This window comes from Gemmatimonadota bacterium, assembly GCA_026706845.1.
In the GTDB taxonomy this organism is placed as follows: Bacteria; Latescibacterota; UBA2968; order UBA2968; family UBA2968; genus VXRD01.
The window spans coordinates 21,720-39,004 of the sequence record JAPOXY010000063.1 but is presented as its reverse complement, the minus strand read 5'-3'; the positions used below and the strand labels follow the sequence as shown (position 1 = coordinate 39,004).

The window sequence follows — 17,285 nt, the reverse complement described above, 5'->3', positions numbered from 1 at the left end:
ATAAGTGAAGGTCTTCAAAATATTAACGTTGCTGTGTCTCACCGGCCTCATATCCCACACCGCCCTGGCACAGCCCCCCTCTTTAGGTCCCGCCAAAGCCATTGGTGTTGACCTCGCCAACACCCCGTTGAACCGTCCGTCTCCCGATCAAAAAAGCTACACGTATTGGACGTCCGAAACTGCCGACGGCTTCTTCCCAGCGCTTTTGGGACTGCGTGCGGCCAGTGCCAAAATGATTCGCACCAGATATTTCAACATCTACTTCTCCACAGCCGAAAAAACCGCACGCCAAATTGCCGACTTCTGCGATGAGGTCCTCTCGAATCTCATGCGCCATTATCCCACCTTTGTCGATCGCATCGCACCCATCCATGTCGTCGTTGACGATCAAGCGGATTATCTGGGCAATGCCTTTGCCGTGTACAGCGCCAATTATATCCACTTCTGGACCAACCCCATCGACTGGGAAATCCGCGGCACCAGCGACTGGGTACGCAATGTTTTTGTCCACGAACTCGCCCATATCGTAACACTGAAAGCCGCCTATAAGGGCTTGCCATTCCAAATTGGCATAGTCAACGCCTCTCGCGCCAATGAAAATCCCGATTTCAGCTTTACACTTGGCCTGTATCATCTCGCCGTCAACTCGGGTTTTGCCGAAGGCATCGCGCAATACGAAGCCACCCAATACGGCGACGACCACTGGGACACACACCGCGATATGCTCCTGCGCATGGCCGCTCTCGAAAATGATCTGCTCTCCCTCCCCAGCATGGGACAACTCGGCGGCAAGGGCAATTACCACGGCGAAATGGTCTATAATCAGGGATTCGCCATGCTCAACTACATTGGCGAACGCTTTGGACCCCCCGTTGTCAGGCAAATTTTTGAACACAGACCCATTATCAACTTCAACTCCTCGCTCAAAAAAGCCACTGGTGTATCGGCCAAACAACTCTACCGCGACTGGAAAGCGCATATTGAAGAACAATACAGCGCGGTTCAAAGCGACATCCAGGAAGCTGGTGAACGCGAAGGCGAAATGATGGTCGATAGGGGCAATTTGGACTATCACCCGGTCTATTCCCCCCAGGGCGACAAGCTGGGCTTTATCTCCAACGACGACAGCGACTATTTCATCACCGAACTCAAAGTGATGGACCTCACCACCAAAAAAGTCACAAAAATAGCCGATCGCGTCGATAATCGCTTTGTCTGGACAGCCAGCGGCGACAGCCTGATGTACATCAAAGCCGTAGGCGCGCGTTGGGACATCTTCACCTATGATACTAAAACGAAAAAAGAAACCCGCGTCACCGTGGGTCTGCGCGGCAAAGACCCCACCCTCTCCCCCGATGGCAAACAAATCGCCTTTGTAACCATGAGAGATGGCACGGCGAACATCGGCCTTGTAAATACCGACGGCACCGATGTGCGGTATCTCACAAACAACAACGACGCCACGCAGTATTTTGGCCCAAAATGGTCGCCTGACGGCAAACACCTGCTCTTCAGCATATTCCGCACGGGCGAAGACCGCGACATTGCCATCATCGACGTGGATGCCACAACCTGGGAAAAGAAAAAAGGCAGACGTTCACTGAAAAAAGAAGAAGTTGACACACAACTCGACAGCCTCCAGCAGGCAAAGGCCGACAGCCTCAAGGCATTTCCCGACAGCCTCGCCTATGCCAACAATGCCAACTTCAAAGCCATCGTACACTCCACAGCCGACGAACGCGACCCCGTCTGGCTGCCCGATGGCAGCGGATTCGTCTTCAGTTCGGACCGCACGGGCATCTTCAACCTCTACACCCACGACATGGCCACCGGAGAACAAAAGCAACTGACCAATGTTGTGGGCGGCGCGTTTTTGCCCACTATTTCTCCCGATGCCAAAGACGTGATCTACGCGGGATATCACGCGGCGAACTACAACCTCTATCGCATACCCCTATCCGAGGCTGTTGCCATTGATCCTCCCGAGGGTATTGCGCGAGACTATGCCGAAATTTACACCGGCAAATCCATCACCGAACTTCACGACATTGGGCGGTATTCCACGCGCCTCGTCTCTTATGGAATCACACCCATCGCATTACTGGGACCCACATTTATCGGCAACCGATTCGGCCTGGATCAAATCAGCGCAGGTGTTCAATGGGCCTGGGGCGATCTGCTCGGCAGCGACGTCTTTGTAACCACCGCCCTGATCGGCAAAAACTTCAAACGACAACAAGACTTCAACTCGGAATTCGCCTTCTACTACCAGAACAGTCTCACGCCCATTCTATCTGAACAAAGCACCTATGTCCCCCGCATCTTTTTTGGCGGCAGCAGGCAAACCATCAACAGCATCGTGGATTTGGGTATAGTCCAAACCGTGCGCGATACACTCAGCGGCACATTGATCACCCAAAACGACGAAGGACAACAGGTTCTAATCCCCAATGTCACGCAGCACTTAGACCTCACGGTCACAGAAGAAGACGATTTTAAGGATGTTTTCTCAGATTTTACGGTAGGTGCCCAAATGGGAGCAGGCCGCGGACACTATTTTAGCCTGGCCTATGGCTACCGCAAGTATTCTGAAAACTTGCACGCCGTTCAGGTCCTCCACGACAGCTCTCGCGTCTTCCAGACCGATTTGGGGACCGGTGCTATTGAAGACATCACCGATCAGATCCCCGGTCCGGGCTATGCATCGCAGGAAACCCTTCTCGACGATTTTCTCTACAAAGAACTCGACTTCTTCAAAAGTCACGAATGGATGGGCGGTTGGAGTTACATCACCCTCAAACCCGCCACCGACCTCTACATCAACCCATCGGGCGGTCGCGCAATATCCTTCCGCTATCGGCGCATCAATGCAACCGTAATAGATTCACTGGCCCGCACGCCCGATGTGAATGAGGACTTTGTCCCGGACCCAATCGGTGAAGACCTGTCGCCCGCATTTTTCCGAGGCGATAAAGTCAACGTGGGTTTCAACGAATACATCGCCTCCTTCAACGAATTTATCCCGCTCTTCGGCCGCTCTACACTCGCACTCCAGGTCTTTGGAGCCTACAAAGACAGCTATGTCAAAGAAGTACAACAAGAGGGCGGCACATTCGAAGGCGTATTCTATTACCCCCTGCGCTATTATCTCGGTGGGCTGGGCACCTTGCGCGGCTATCCATATTTCACAATCGCAGGCGGCAAAGCCCTCTTTGGTCGCACCACGCTGACCCTGCCCATCTTCAAGCACATCGGCGCGGAACTGCCGCCCCTCTTCTTCGACAAAATTTACGCCTCGCTCTTCTTTGAATTTGGCGGCACATCCAACGCCGCCAGTATCGGCGATATTTTTGATGTAAACGAAGAAGTACACAGTGGGCGATGGGACAAATTCAAAAACTCTTTCCTATTTGACTACGGCGCCGAAATCCGATTCCAGATGTTTTCACATTACCGCCTGCCCCTGTTTGGCTATTTCATCGTCGCCCGTCCCACCAAACTCGAAGTCCCAGCCCGCAACAATCCTGAGATCATCGAAGAGGTAAGTGGGATGCGCTTCTATTTTGGTTTATCATTGTAAAGCCATCTCTCGCAATCCAGTGCTCCGCCTATAAATCGGCGGGGCACTTTTCGCTGTTCTAACGCTTATGCTCCAACTCATCCACGCGATGCGCCCGCGCGAATGGGTCAAAAATGTCTTTGTGCTGGCCGCGCTCGTTTTTACCAAACGCATTTTTGAACCCAGCGACCTCCTGCAAGGCAGTCTGGCCTTTCTCTGTTTTTGCCTCATCTCTGGCGCAGCGTATCTCTTCAACGACATCCGAGACAGAGAAAACGACCGCCAGCATCCCCTGAAACGCCATCGCCCAATAGCCTCGGGTGCCCTCCGCGTCTCTGTCGCCGCCATCGCCGCTGTCCTCCTCGCCCTGATCGCCCTGATCGGGGGATTTTACGTGCATCCCCATTTTGGGATCGTCCTCCTCATTTATGCAGTACTGAACATCGCCTATACTCTGTACCTCAAACACATCGTCATCCTCGATGTAATGATCATTGCCGCGGGATTTCTTCTGCGCGCCATCGGAGGTGCAGTGGCGATTCAGGTCGCCATTTCCTCCTGGTTCATCCTCTGCACCATGCTGCTGGCACTATTTCTCGGCTTTGCCAAGCGCCGGCATGAACTCGCCCTGCTCGAAGGAGATGCCAGCACCCACCGCCGCATCCTCGCAGAATATTCCCCACAATTTCTCGACCAGATGATCGCCATCGTCACAGCCGGTGCACTGGTATCCTACGCGCTTTACACCATGTCGCCCGAAGTCATTGAAAAACTCGGCACCAAATACCTCAACCTCACCGTACCCTTTGTGATCTACGGTATGTTGCGCTACCTCTATCTCATCTACAAAAAAGACGGGGGCGGCAACCCCACCTCCACCGTATTAGGCGATATCCCTCTCCTGATCGCCTGCGCACTGTGGTTACTAACTCTGGGCGTAATACTCTACGTCTGACCTCTCAGCCGGTTCACTACTGAATCGGCTTTTATTTTACCCCTGCACGCGGGCATTGTGAAAAGAGTTTGTATTTTGTATTTTGAACCTCCTGACAGTTTTTAATCCCTTCACACAAGGAGATCCCGAATGGCAGAGCAACCAAATATTTTGCTGATTATGAACGACGATATGGGCTATTCTGATATTGGATGTTACGGCGGTGAAATCCACACGCCAAATTTAGATCAACTTGCTGCCAATGGGTTGCGATTCACCCAATTTTACAACACAGCGCGGTGCTGCCCCACGCGGGCGTCGTTGCTCACGGGATTGCATCCCCATCAAGCCAGTGTGGGACACATGATGGATGACCGGGAATACGAAGGGTATCGGGGCGATCTGAACTTTAAAAGCGTAACCATTGCCGAAGTACTCAAAACCGTGGGATATGCGACCTATATGAGCGGCAAATGGCATATTACGCGGCATACAGATGCAGACGGTCCCAAACACAGTTGGCCCTGCCAGCGCGGATTTGATCGCTTTTTTGGCATCATTACTGGTGCCGCCAATTATTGGAAGCCGCAAACACTCACGCGAGACAACGAGCAAATTACAGTGGATGAATTTCCAGAGGATTTCTTTTTAACCGATGCTATCAGCGATCAGGCGGCGGATTATATCCGCGAACACGCGCAGACAAACAGGGATCAGCCATTCTTTTTATATACCGCATATACTGCGCCCCATTGGCCCCTGCACGCGCACGATGAAGATATTGCAAAATACAAAGGCCGTTTTGCCGCGGGATGGGATCAACTGCGCGAAGAGCGTCTGGCGCGCATGCGCGAAATGGACATCTTAAAACCCGAATGGGGACTGAGCGACCGCGACCCCTCTCAAGTACCCTGGGAAGAAGCCGACCACAAGGCGTGGCAGCAACGGCGCATGGAAGTTTATGCCGCGCAGGTCGATCGCATGGATCAGGGCATTGGGCGCATCGTCCAATCCCTCGAAGAGACCGGGCAACTGGACAACACCCTGATCGTATTTTTAGCCGACAATGGAGGATGCGCCGAAGAACTGGGAGGCGGCATGCGACGCAGCGCGATTGCACCGGCCACCACGCGCAATGGACAGCCAGTCCAACGCGGCAACGATCCAAACATCATGCCGGGTGACGAAACTACGTACCAGAGCTACGGAGTACCTTGGGCCAATGTATCCAACACGCCATTTCGCCTGTACAAGCACTGGGTTCACGAAGGCGGCATTGCAACGCCCTTTATCGCACACTGGCCCGATTGCATAACGGATCACGGCGCATTGCGCGAACAACCCGGTCAGCTTACAGACGTCATGGCAACCTGCCTCGATATAGCAGACGCAGCGTATCCCGAAACTTATAATGGACACGAAATTTTGCCACTCGAAGGCACCTCGTTGACCCCAATTTTTGACAACCGGGACAACGGCAAAGAATATTTGATATGGGAACACGAAGGCAATGGCGCAGTTCGCAAAGACAATTGGAAACTGGTAAAGCGTTACCCGGGCGATTGGGAACTATACGATATTGAAGCCGACAGATCGGAACTCGACGATCTGGCAAATGAAAATCCCGATGTCGTAGCCGAACTCGCGGCAATTTACGACACCTGGGCAGAGCGGTGCGGGATTGAACCCTGGGACAATATCCTCGCAAAGCGTGGATAAGTAAAAAGGAAAAAACCATGACACCGACAGATATCACAGATGAAATGCTGGCAACATACCGGCGCGATGGCGTCATAAAAATCCAGCAGATCATCTCACCGGATGAAGTTGCAAAATTTCGTCAGGCATCCCTGGATATTCTCGAAGCAATGCCAAAAGATCCAAACCGTCCATTTAACCAAAAAGTAAATGTATGGCGAGATGACGAAGTATTGCGAAACTTGACACAACACCCGAATGTCGCCGCAGTCGCAGAAAAAATTGCGGGCGTGCGATTGCGGATCTGGCACGATCACATTCTGGCAAAAATGCCAGAACTCGAAGTACCAACGGCATTCCATCAAGACCTGGTGAAATGGCCCTATGATCGCAATTCCAATGCCCTATCGGCGTGGGTCGCGCTACAGGACACACCCGTAGAAATGGGATGCATGTCATTTGTACAGGGATCGCACGAAATGAAAGACGTACCGGACATGGCGACAAATAATCAGGAAGGATGGCGGGAATTCGCACCGGAAATCGCGTGGCGCACCAGGGTAACGCATCCTCTTCAAGCAGGGGATTGCACATTTCATCACGGAATGACATTTCACACCGCGGGACCGAATCAAACCGATGATTGGCGGGTGGGATACGTGATAATTTTCGTCGATGCGGCGGCGAAATACACCGGCAAAAAACATGTCGTCACAGATCCCTTGAGACTGGTACCCGATACATTGCCGCCAGATGATCATTTTCCACCTGTAGCGGAATTTTATGGAGATTAAAAAATGAGCAGCCCCAACATAATTTTAATGATGTGTGACGACCTGGGATATGGCGATGTGGGATTTAACGGAAATGAGATAATCAAAACCCCGAATTTAGACCGCCTGGCGAGCAATGGAATCCGATTTACGCGATTTTATGCGGGAGGACCAGTGTGTTCCCCAACGCGAGGGACGTGCTTAACCGGACGGCATTATTTTCGATACGGCGTAACACACGCCAATCGCGGGCACTTACCCACACAGGAAATAACGCTGGCGCGAATGTTAAAATCCTTCGGCTATGCGACCGGACACTTTGGCAAATGGCATCTGGGAACCCTGGACCCGAATTATTCGGGCAAGCCCAATCGCAATCCAGCGCGCAACTACGCCCCGCCCTGGGAGCGGGATTACGATGCGACATTTGCCACAGAGTACGCGGTTCCCACCTGGGATCCAGCAGTAGATATTAACCAGAGAACCGGAAAACGCCTGGACCGCCCCTGGGCCTCGCCATATTACGAAAATGGAAAACTGGCAACGGAAAATCTGGAAGGATGCGATTCCCGGGTATTGATGGATCGCGCAATTCCATTTATCGAACAAGCTGTTGAAAATGGCGAGCAATTCCTTACGACAATCTGGTTTCACGCGCCCCATAGCCCGGTCGTTGCCGGACCGGAATATCGCGCAATGTATGCTGAGTACAGTGAGGATGAACAACACTATTACGGCTGTATAACCGCGATAGACGATCAGGTGGGGCGGTTGTATCACGCATTGGAAGCATGGGGTGTAGCCGACAACACCATGATCTGGTTCTGCTCGGACAACGGGCCAGAAGGACGCACGGGGCGAGATGGCCGCAACCGGGGATCAACAGCCGGCTTGCGCGGGCGAAAACGATCTCTATTTGACGGCGGCGTGGGCGTACCTGCGCTATTGCACTGGCCGGGCCATGCAGAACCCGGGCGCACAGTGGAAATGCCGTGCAGCACACTGGATTACTTCCCCACAATCGCCGAGGTCATGGGATATGAAATGCCCGATAATCGCCCCATTGACGGCATCAGCCTGATACCGACAATTGAAGGAAACATGACAGAACGCCCCACTCCCATTCCGTATCGGTTCAACAGTCCTAAAAACGCAATGTTTGACGCCCCGACCATCGCGATGATCGACAACCAGTATAAATGCCTGACCAATCTATCGAACGATGGCAGCGAAGATTTGTGTTTTGACATGATTGAAGATCGCGCAGAAACGACCAATTTGGCGAATGAGCAACGCGAGCGGATGGGGCAAACCCGCGAGACCCTGCGCCAATGGCTCCGCTCGTGCGAAGCCAGCCATAACGGTGGGGATTACGACGAGGCATTTGAACCCGTCGCGCCATTTGAAAAAGTCACCGGAGACTGGCCCTCAAGAGGGAATAGAAATTAGAGGTATTGAATGGCAACTCGATTTGGCGATGAACGCGATTGGTTTTTGGAAAAGCGATTTGGTATGTTCGTCCACTGGGGAATTTACGCAATCCCTGGATGGCACGAACAGCACCAGTGGCGCGGACGCATGCCCGCAAATGAATACGTGAAATTAGCCGAGCAGTGGAATCCCACAAACTTCAATCCCAACGCGTGGTTAGATCTCGCAGAAGAAGCCGGGATGCAATACATCATCGCGACAACCAAACACCACGACGGATTCTGCTTGTGGGACACAGCACACACGGCATTCAACACAATGAATACGCCGTACGGAAAAGACCTGATGGCAATGCTCGCCGATGCGTGTCACAAACGCAACTTCCCCCTGGGCTTTTATTATTCAATTGCCGACTGGCACCACCCCAATTATCCCAATCAGGGACGCCATCACGAATTGCCCCAACCCAAGCCGGGAGATAATCCCGACTTGATGAAATACCTGGACTTTCTGAAGGCGCAAGTATGGGAATTGTGTACCCATTACGGAAAACTCCACGCATTCTGGTGGGATATGAATGTAGATGAACACTTCGATCCATCCATCAACGCGATGATTCGGTCGCTACAACCCGCGGCAGTAATCAACAATCGGGGATTTGACCCCGGTGATTTTGGAACTCCCGAGCGCGATCATGTGCAAGGCATAGATACCCAACAGTCATTTGATCGACTGACCGAAGCGTGTCAGTCCGTCGGAATCGAAAGCTGGGGTTATCGGATAGATGAGGATTATTATACAGACCGCCATTTGATACGGAGCATCGATCGGTATCTCGCGCGCGACGCAAACTACTTGCTCAACATAGGTCCCAAACCCGACGGCACAATTCCGGACGCATCCAAACGCATCTTGAAACGCATAGGAAAATGGTATCGCGCAGTAGAAGAAGCGGTCAAAGACGTAGAACCCGCGTCGCACCTGACGCGCAATCGCGATATACTATTGACGCGCCGGGACAATGTGATTTACGTACACCTGGTAAACGACCCGCGAACAAGCGGCGTAAAACTCGACCCAATTGCAATCGCGCCAAAAAGTGCGACCTTGCTAAACATAGGTGAACCTGTAGATTTCACAGTGGATCTGGTACCGACCAATCACATAGAACACAAACCCTATTTGAGGCTGCAAAACTTGCCAGTAAATGAACTGATCAACACCGTAATAGTAGTAAAACTCGAATTTGACGAAACACCTGAGTAAAGATAGCAGGAGAGAATCATGTTTGGCGACATCCGAAATAAAAACGGCGAAAAACTCGACTATACTTTTCACAGTGGAAATCCCGAAAGCAAACACATCATCGTCCTGGGCCATGGCGTAACCGGCAACAAGGACAGGCCATTTCTGGTCGCACTGGCGCATGCACTGGAAGCCGAGGGATTCAACGTCCTGCGTTTCTCTTTCGCAGGTAATGGAAACTCAGCAGGGCGGTTTGAAGACGCGACCATAACAAAAGAAGTAGAAGATCTGGGCTCAGTCCTGGATGCCTTAAACGGATATACAATCTGTTATGCTGGACACAGCATGGGAGGTGCCGTAGGTGTATTGCGGGCGAGCACAGATACGCGCATTCAACATCTCATCTCGCTGGCGGGCATGGTAGATACAAAGGGATTTGCACAGCGCGAATTTGGAGATGTCACCCCCGATGCAGGCAACATGTGGGATGACCCGGATTGCCCGCTGTCCAGCGCATATATGGACGACTTGACAGCGATTGACACAGTGGTAGATCGCGCGTCTCAAATCTCGATCCCGTGGTTGCTCGTACACGGCACAGAAGACGATGTAGTGCCCATTGAAGACTCTCAGACAATATTCGAGCAAGCCAACGAACCAAAAGAACTGGTAGTACTACCCGGTGCAGATCACGTATTCAGCGATGATGCAACACCCGCCATGATACAGGCCGTTATCAATTGGATTGCAAAACAGGAGTAATAATGTCTTCTAAAACATACCGAGCCGCGGTAATCGGCCTGGGAATGATCGGTGGATCAGATCAAGTCTCAGGAGATGTATTGGGTCAGCGCGTGGACAGTATGGACGGCACGCATACTTTTGCGTATCAAAACCATCCGCGCATCGATCTCGTGGCCGGATCAAGCCGCGACCAGGGGCGACGCGAGCGCTATGAAGCGCGCACAGGTGCTATAACATATGAGAATTGGCGTGAGATGATCGCCAACGAAACACTCGATATCGTCAGCATAGCGACCTACACCCCTACCCATGCGGAAATTGCCATAGCCTGTGCCGAACACGGCATACCCGTCATCTACTGCGAAAAACCCGCGGCAACCACAGTAATAGATGCCCAACACATGCTCGAAGCACAAAAACACGGATTATTGGTCTTCAACCATCAGCGAAGATTTGATCCCAATTACCGCCGGCTCAGCGCGCTAATTGCCGAAGGAAAACTGGGCACGCTTATTTCCGCTTCTCTCCAATGGCCGACGGGACGATTGGGCAATGTGGGCACCCATGCAATTGACGCCCTCTTGATGCTCACCGGGCATCGCGTCCAATCAGTCTCTGCAACGCTTGATCTGGCTGGAAAGCCAGATTGTCGCGGCGATGAATTTCGCGATCCCGGGGGTTGGGGTGTCATGCGTATGAACGATGGACTGATGGTGACAGTAAGCGCACCCGATTATTCCGCAGCACCGCCGCGCACGGAAATTAACGGACATAAGGGACGGGCAATTATCGAGGCAAAAGGCATCACACTTGAATACTGGACCGGAGAAACAGAACAGTGGCCACCCCATAAGGATAGTGTTTCTGGGATGGATCGCGCCGTATCGGAAATCATTGCCTATCTGGATGATCGCGTCCCATTCTCTTATAACCCCGAAGAAGCCGTTCACACACTCGAAGCCATTGTCGCCTTCCACGCTTCTCATAACAAAAACGCAGCCTATGTTGACCTTCCCCTGTCAGGAAGCGACCGCGAGATTGTCGTGTTAAGTGGATGAAAGGAATCTATGCCGACTATTGGAACACCGCTTTCACCAACCGCAACCAGAGTACTCATGTGTGGCTCTGGCGAATTGGGAAAAGAAGTTGTAATTGAACTCCAGCGCTATGGCGTTGAAGTAATCGCCGTAGATCGCTACGCCAATGCGCCCGCGATGCAAGTAGCGCATCGGTCGCATGTCATTACCATGCTGGATGGGACTGCCCTGCGCGAAGTCATAGAAAAAGAACAGCCCGACTTAATCGTGCCCGAAATTGAAGCAATAGCCACAGATACACTCGTCAAATTGGAAAAAGAAGGATTCACAGTAATCCCAACAGCCAGAGCGGCTCGACTCACAATGAATCGCGAGGGCATCCGTCGGTTAGCCGCCGAAGAACTGGGACTAAAAACATCACCCTACCGATTCGCGTCGAATATAGAAGAATACCGCGCAGCAGTTCGTGAAATCGGTGTACCATGTGTCATAAAACCAACCATGAGTTCATCGGGCAAAGGACAAAGCACCGTAAAAAACATGGCCGACGCCGAAAAATCGTGGACCTATGCACAGGAAGGAGCGCGCGGAGGCGCAGATGCGGTCATCGTGGAAGGCTTTGTAGATTTTGATTATGAAATTACGCTATTGACCCTGCGCTATGAAGGAGACACGAGTTTTTGCGCGCCAATAGGACATCGGCAGGTAGATGGCGACTATCACGAATCGTGGCAGCCACAGCCTATGAGCGAGGCCGCACTTGAAGGCGCACAACGGATTGGCAAAGCAATCACCGACGCACTGGGCGGCCGCGGCATATTTGGCGTAGAGCTATTTGTAAAAGGCGATGACATCTACTTCAGCGAAGTATCACCCCGCCCACACGACACGGGCATGGTAACCATGATATCGCAAGACCTGTCTGAATTTGCCCTGCATGCGCGGGCAATTTTGGGATTACCAGTGCCAAACATCAAACACCACGGTCCCTCTGCTTCGCATGTAATCCTGGTAGAAGGACACTCGCAACAAGTACAATTCGGCAACCTGGGCGTAGCACTCACTGAACCCGATACAGAAATCCGCTTATTTGGCAAACCCGAAGTACAGGGAGAACGGCGAATGGGAGTCGTCCTTGCAAGAGGCGCGACACTGCAAGAAGCGCGCAAAAAGGCAAAAGCGGGAGCAAGGGCAGTCAGTATCGCACTTTGAAAAATCTCTTATGGTGTATTGTAAAACTGCCGTGCTTATTGCGCGGTAGTTTTTATTTATGATAAAATCAATTGCGCAACAGCATCTTCGTTAAGCGTAATACCGAGGCCGGGTTTGTCACTCAGAGTAACATGCCCATTTTCAAGCAACAAAGGCTCTGTAAGAAGCCCATTACCAAAAGGACCGCGCGCAAAACCGCTGGGGCATTCAGAAATAAAGCAATTGGGAGTCGCCGCGCCGACATGCAGACCCGCCATGAGATGAACAGGAGTACTCGTACTCACATGGGACGCCCAGGACACGCCAAACACATCGGCTAATTGTGCGATACGCAGCGTCTCAGAAATACCACCAGCCCGGCAGACATCGGGAAGAATGAGATCGCACTCTTTATTCAGCAAACGATCTCGCACAACATAGCGGTTGCAGTCTGTCTCCCCAACAGCGATTCGAACAGAAGTCGATTGGGTTAGCTGCCGATAACCCTGATGATCTTCGGGCAACAGAGCATCTTCAAACCATTCCACATTGCCGAGATCCTCGAGAAATCGGACAAAACGAAGAGCATCCTTAATATCGAATCCGCCGTGTGCATCAACGAGAAGCTTGCCGCGGTCTCCCACAGCGCGGGACATCTCTCGAACGACGTGCATTTGCTCGTCTATCGTCCCTCGTCCACAGGATGTCTTCACAACAGAAAACCCATCATCCAGAACCCTTTCAATCCCCTCGCAACGAGACTCAATAGTCTGGCCCGGCGTACCCGATGAATACACGGGAATTTGCAAGCGATAAGCACCACCGAGCAACCGCCAGATCGGTTCATTGTAGTACTTCCCGCGTATATCCCAAAGCGCGATATCGATCCCCGCAATCGCCTCCAGTGTAAACCCCTGCGTATGGGAGCGCAGGCGCATCGTCGAAAACATGCGCTCCCACAAAACGTCGATCGAGCGCGGATCCTCCCCGATAAGCACCGGACACAACAAATCTTCCACAATCGTTTTGACAACGCGGGGCGCAGCCGGAGCGTGGGCTTCGCCAATGCCCTCAATACCTTTATCCGTACGCACGCGAATAACCGCTGTCGAACGCCCCGAAGGATAGACACACAGGTGGCGCATATCGGCTCTGCCGGGAAAGGTCTGTGTAGATTGGGACGCGACTTGCGGAAATTTTAATCCTGCGGTATCTTCATATCGCGTCGCACCCTGCTGACGAGCGGTAGAGAGAATATCGCAGGTAATAGAAGTGATTTTCATTTGCGGCTCCTGGGGTGTATTGTAAAAAATACGTACAGACATGAAAATAGGACGGAAACCTGCTAATTTCTAACAAAAATTTTAACAGGAGGCAAGCTGTGGCCGAACAATCACATCTATTAAACGACGAGGCGATATTGCATTTTATTGCGCGGGGATACTGTGTGGTCAAAACAAATGTCGCGCCGCATATCCACGCACAAATTCTGACAGATGCAAAAAAAGCCATGGCAGAGGGAAACCCGGGCAATGACATATTGCACGCCGCACCGGGCTTGCGCGAAATTTTTGACGACGAAGCAATGATCGGCGCACTATCGAGCCTCCTCGGCAATTCTTATGTGATGCACTGCCACAGGCATTGCCATCGCAATACCGCAGGTACAGAAGGCCGAAATTTTCACCAGGACGGTTCAACGCGTCGCTTCGCCGGCTGGAGCCGACCGTGGCGGCGTCACCATCGCCCCCGAACTGTAATGGCAATTTGTTATCCGCACCAGACGCCGATTGAAATGGGACCCACTGGCGTGATACCCGGAACACAGTATTACAGTGCAAAACCGCAAAATGAGTTCGATTACGAATTCCCATTTGCAGTTGTCGATCCCGGCGATGTATTGCTCGTACATTTTGATTTGTTCCATCGCGTATCCAGCAACACAAGCAACCGTGATCGGTACATGATGAAATTTTTGTTCAAACGCACAGAAGAGCCAACAGCACCGAATTGGCATGCCGCATCGGATTTCGATCCCGATTTCGACACCCTTGCCCACCGAATAAAACCCGACCATCCATCCGATGTTTTATTGCGCCATCCCCTCGTATGGGAATTTATGTGGCGCTGGATGCGCGGTGAAACCCCGCCTACTTGGGGAGATGACGCACCCGTCTCCGTGGATGACATGATGCACAACCTGAACAGCGATGATCCAGGTGTCGTGCTAAATGCGACATACGCACTGGGGAGATTGGGCAAACACGCTGTACCAGCATTAATGGACGTATTGCTGGGACCAGATGAAGCACTTCGAGAGCAAGTACCCGCAGCACTATCAGCAGCAGGTAGGTACGCTGTAGATCCACTCGTCCAGGCATTGACACACTCGGATGACTGGGTGCGCGCAACGGCTGCGGATACCCTGGGCGACATTGGCTTACCAGCCCTCGACGCGCTACCCGCTATTCGCAACGCACTTTCAGACCGGGACGACTGGGTGCGCCACAATGCCACGCGCGCATTGACCATCTGGAGCAAAGCCGCCGAAACCGCCCGCAATGACCTGCTCACAGCACTAAAAGACGCCGAGCCTTTTGTCGGCTTCAACGCGCTAACAGCTCTGGAACACATGGACAGCGTTGACGATGCACAGGTACTGCCATTGTTAAAAACAATGCAAAACCATGAACACTCGCGATTGCGCTATCAAGTGAACGAAATGCTACAACGCGTAGCCTGACCGAACGTTAAGGAATACAATGTCTTCCAAACGCGAACAGTTAATTCAAGAGGGATTCTGTGTATTTGAAAATGTACTCACCCCCGAAATGGTTGCGCGCACAAACGCAGTGTCCAATCGCCTGTTAGACGCGCAAGACGCCGAGTATTTTGAGGAACAAAAATCGACGGGCAGTTTGATCAGCATTTACAATGACGACTTTTTTGCCGAACTGGTCACATGGTCAAAAGCACTAAATGCTTTGCGAGAAATGGGCTTTGATCACCCCACCTTTTCATCAGGCTATATAATCAGCAAACCCCCGCATAGCCCACCCCTGTTCTGGCATCAGGACTGGTGGGGATGGAATGATCCCATCAGCTACGAGCCCCTGCCGCAACAGGTATTTTTGATGTACTATCTCGTAGATACCTCGCGTAAAAATGGGTGTTTGAGATTAATCGAAGGCTCGCACTTAAAACGACATCTCCTGCACGACATAACCCCCGAAGCACATACCGATGATTTGAGGCGCGTATCCGATCCAGACCATCCGGCCTATCAGTCGTATCCCGACGAGCGCGATGTTCCCGTGCGTGCTGGCGACCTGGTCATCGGCGATTCGCGGCTATTGCACAGCGCACACGCCAACAAAACGGATCAGCGGCGGACAGTCATCACACTGTGGTACCACCCGATATACAACGAACTACCCGACGGCATGCGCGCCCGCCTGGCGAACCGGCACCCAATACCAGATCACTGGTCTGAAGAAGCCACCCGCAAAATCGCGCCACTAATGCCCATTTACGAAGGCGAATGCGAAGAACTCGAATGGAATCGCATTCCCGGACCTGCATTAGTGTAATCGAGAGAAAAGACAAAAAAATGAAAATCGCCGCTCTCATTTCCGGTGGTGTCGATAGTTCCGTGGCTTTGAACATATTGAAAAATGAAAGCCACGACCTGACGGCATTTTACTTAAAAGTATGGCTCGAAGACGAACTCGCTTTCTTAGGGGAGTGTCCCTGGGAAACCGACCTGAAATTTGTCCGGGCCGTATGCGATCAACTCAATGTACCACTGGAGATAATCTCCCTACAATCTGAATACCTCGAACGCGTCGTATCTTATGCACTCGAAGAACTGCGCGCTGGACGCACACCCAGCCCAGATATATTTTGCAACCAGCGGATCAAATTCGGCGCATTCTTTGACCACATAGACAGCAGCTATGAAAAAGTGGCAACCGGACACTACGCCCAAATCGCACAGAGCAACGGAACTTATCATCTAAAACGCGCACCCGACCCCATTAAAGACCAGACCTACTTCTTATCCGGCATGTATCAATCACAGGTCGCGCGGGCATTATTTCCCATCGGAAACCTGATGAAAAGCGAAGTACGCCAACTCGCCCGAGATTTTGACCTGCCAAATCAAGCGCGAAAAGACAGCCAGGGAATATGCTTCTTAGGCAAAATCAGATATCCAGACTTTATCGCATTTCACCTGGGCGAAAAAAAAGGCGATATTATCGACAGAGAAACCGGACGAATCCTGGGACCCCATCGGGGCTACTATTATTACACAATAGGACAGCGGTATGGCCTGGGATTGGGCGGGGGACCCTGGTACGTCGTCCAAAAAGATATCGAGCGCAACATCATCTATGTATCCCACGCCACGAAGCACAAGAACACATCGCGGAACCAATTTGTCGCCACAAATCCCAACTGGATTGCAGAACCACCTGACAAAACCGCCCTGCAATTAAAACTGCGCCACGGTCCAGAATTACTCAACTGTGAAATCGAAGCAACAGACGACAACCGCTTATCCGTAACCATAGCAGAAAAAGACTCCGGCATAGCGCCCGGACAATTCGCCGTATTTTACGACGGCGACCTCTGCCTTGGTAGCGCGGTAATTGACCACTAAAAAAGAGAGA

13 protein-coding genes are annotated in these 17,285 nt (G+C 52.0%); 12 read left to right on the top strand and 1 reads right to left on the bottom strand.

Going from position 1 to position 17,285, the window contains the following annotated elements; all coding sequences use genetic code 11:
- The first annotated feature begins 4 nt into the window (after positions 1–4).
- The 9 genes from OXG87_06240 (at position 5) to purT (ending at position 12,633) form a co-directional block, all read left to right on the top strand.
- Entirely contained in the window at positions 5–3,580 is a 3,576-nt protein-coding gene (locus tag OXG87_06240; GenBank protein ID MCY3869138.1) for a hypothetical protein, read from the top strand.
- 67 nt (positions 3,581–3,647) lie between these two features.
- A complete protein-coding gene (locus OXG87_06235; GenBank protein MCY3869137.1) occupies positions 3,648–4,514 on the top strand; it encodes a decaprenyl-phosphate phosphoribosyltransferase in 867 nt (288 codons plus the stop codon).
- Positions 4,515–4,643: 129 nt separating this feature from the next.
- The gene (locus OXG87_06230) at positions 4,644–6,212 is read left to right on the top strand and encodes an arylsulfatase (GenBank protein MCY3869136.1); all 1,569 of its coding nucleotides are present in this window, start codon (positions 4,644–4,646) and stop codon (positions 6,210–6,212) included.
- A 17-nt stretch (positions 6,213–6,229) separates the two neighbouring features.
- A complete protein-coding gene (locus OXG87_06225) occupies positions 6,230–6,985 on the top strand; it encodes a phytanoyl-CoA dioxygenase family protein (GenBank protein ID MCY3869135.1) in 756 nt (251 codons plus the stop codon).
- 3 nt (positions 6,986–6,988) lie between these two features.
- Entirely contained in the window at positions 6,989–8,413 is a 1,425-nt protein-coding gene (locus OXG87_06220) for a sulfatase-like hydrolase/transferase (protein ID MCY3869134.1), read from the top strand.
- Positions 8,414–8,422: 9 nt separating this feature from the next.
- Positions 8,423–9,661 (top strand): alpha-L-fucosidase, encoded by a 1,239-nt coding sequence (locus tag OXG87_06215; protein ID MCY3869133.1) that lies wholly within the window; start codon positions 8,423–8,425, stop codon positions 9,659–9,661.
- A gap of 18 nt (positions 9,662–9,679) precedes the next feature.
- Positions 9,680–10,402: an alpha/beta fold hydrolase gene (locus OXG87_06210; protein ID MCY3869132.1), complete on the top strand. Its 723-nt coding sequence runs from the start codon at positions 9,680–9,682 to the stop codon at positions 10,400–10,402.
- Between the two features lie 2 nt (positions 10,403–10,404).
- Positions 10,405–11,442: a Gfo/Idh/MocA family oxidoreductase gene (locus OXG87_06205; protein ID MCY3869131.1), complete on the top strand. Its 1,038-nt coding sequence runs from the start codon at positions 10,405–10,407 to the stop codon at positions 11,440–11,442.
- A gap of 9 nt (positions 11,443–11,451) precedes the next feature.
- Complete coding sequence (gene purT / locus OXG87_06200; GenBank protein MCY3869130.1) at positions 11,452–12,633, top strand: formate-dependent phosphoribosylglycinamide formyltransferase; 1,182 nt, start codon at positions 11,452–11,454, stop codon at positions 12,631–12,633.
- A 56-nt stretch (positions 12,634–12,689) separates the two neighbouring features.
- Here purT and OXG87_06195 read toward each other — a convergent pair whose 3' ends face one another.
- Positions 12,690–13,895 (bottom strand): mandelate racemase/muconate lactonizing enzyme family protein, encoded by a 1,206-nt coding sequence (locus OXG87_06195; protein MCY3869129.1) that lies wholly within the window; start codon positions 13,893–13,895, stop codon positions 12,690–12,692.
- A gap of 98 nt (positions 13,896–13,993) precedes the next feature.
- On the opposite strand from OXG87_06195, the gene OXG87_06190 reads away from it, so the two are divergent.
- Genes OXG87_06190 through mnmA form a run of 3 tightly spaced genes read left to right on the top strand, consistent with a single transcriptional unit; the run spans position 13,994 to position 17,275 of the window.
- A complete protein-coding gene (locus tag OXG87_06190) occupies positions 13,994–15,355 on the top strand; it encodes a HEAT repeat domain-containing protein (GenBank protein ID MCY3869128.1) in 1,362 nt (453 codons plus the stop codon).
- Positions 15,356–15,374: 19 nt separating this feature from the next.
- Positions 15,375–16,202, top strand: coding sequence for a phytanoyl-CoA dioxygenase family protein (locus OXG87_06185; GenBank protein ID MCY3869127.1), 828 nt, complete (start codon positions 15,375–15,377; stop codon positions 16,200–16,202).
- Positions 16,203–16,222: 20 nt separating this feature from the next.
- The gene (mnmA, locus tag OXG87_06180; protein ID MCY3869126.1) at positions 16,223–17,275 is read left to right on the top strand and encodes a tRNA 2-thiouridine(34) synthase MnmA; all 1,053 of its coding nucleotides are present in this window, start codon (positions 16,223–16,225) and stop codon (positions 17,273–17,275) included.
- The last annotated feature ends 10 nt before the right edge of the window (positions 17,276–17,285 follow it).

Excerpts from the sequence above, each read along its gene's own strand:
- OXG87_06235 (MCY3869137.1), top strand. The coding sequence starts at position 3,648 with ATGCTCCAACTCATCCACGCGATGCGCCCGCGCGAATGGGTCAAAAAT.
- OXG87_06230 (MCY3869136.1), top strand. The coding sequence starts at position 4,644 with ATGGCAGAGCAACCAAATATTTTGCTGATTATGAACGACGATATGGGC.
- OXG87_06225 (MCY3869135.1), top strand. The coding sequence starts at position 6,230 with ATGACACCGACAGATATCACAGATGAAATGCTGGCAACATACCGGCGC.
- OXG87_06220 (MCY3869134.1), top strand. The coding sequence starts at position 6,989 with ATGAGCAGCCCCAACATAATTTTAATGATGTGTGACGACCTGGGATAT.
- OXG87_06215 (MCY3869133.1), top strand. The coding sequence starts at position 8,423 with ATGGCAACTCGATTTGGCGATGAACGCGATTGGTTTTTGGAAAAGCGA.
- OXG87_06210 (MCY3869132.1), top strand. The coding sequence starts at position 9,680 with ATGTTTGGCGACATCCGAAATAAAAACGGCGAAAAACTCGACTATACT.
- OXG87_06205 (MCY3869131.1), top strand. The coding sequence starts at position 10,405 with ATGTCTTCTAAAACATACCGAGCCGCGGTAATCGGCCTGGGAATGATC.
- purT (MCY3869130.1), top strand. The coding sequence starts at position 11,452 with ATGCCGACTATTGGAACACCGCTTTCACCAACCGCAACCAGAGTACTC.
- OXG87_06195 (MCY3869129.1), bottom strand. The coding sequence starts at position 13,895 with ATGAAAATCACTTCTATTACCTGCGATATTCTCTCTACCGCTCGTCAG.
- OXG87_06185 (MCY3869127.1), top strand. The coding sequence starts at position 15,375 with ATGTCTTCCAAACGCGAACAGTTAATTCAAGAGGGATTCTGTGTATTT.
- mnmA (MCY3869126.1), top strand. The coding sequence starts at position 16,223 with ATGAAAATCGCCGCTCTCATTTCCGGTGGTGTCGATAGTTCCGTGGCT.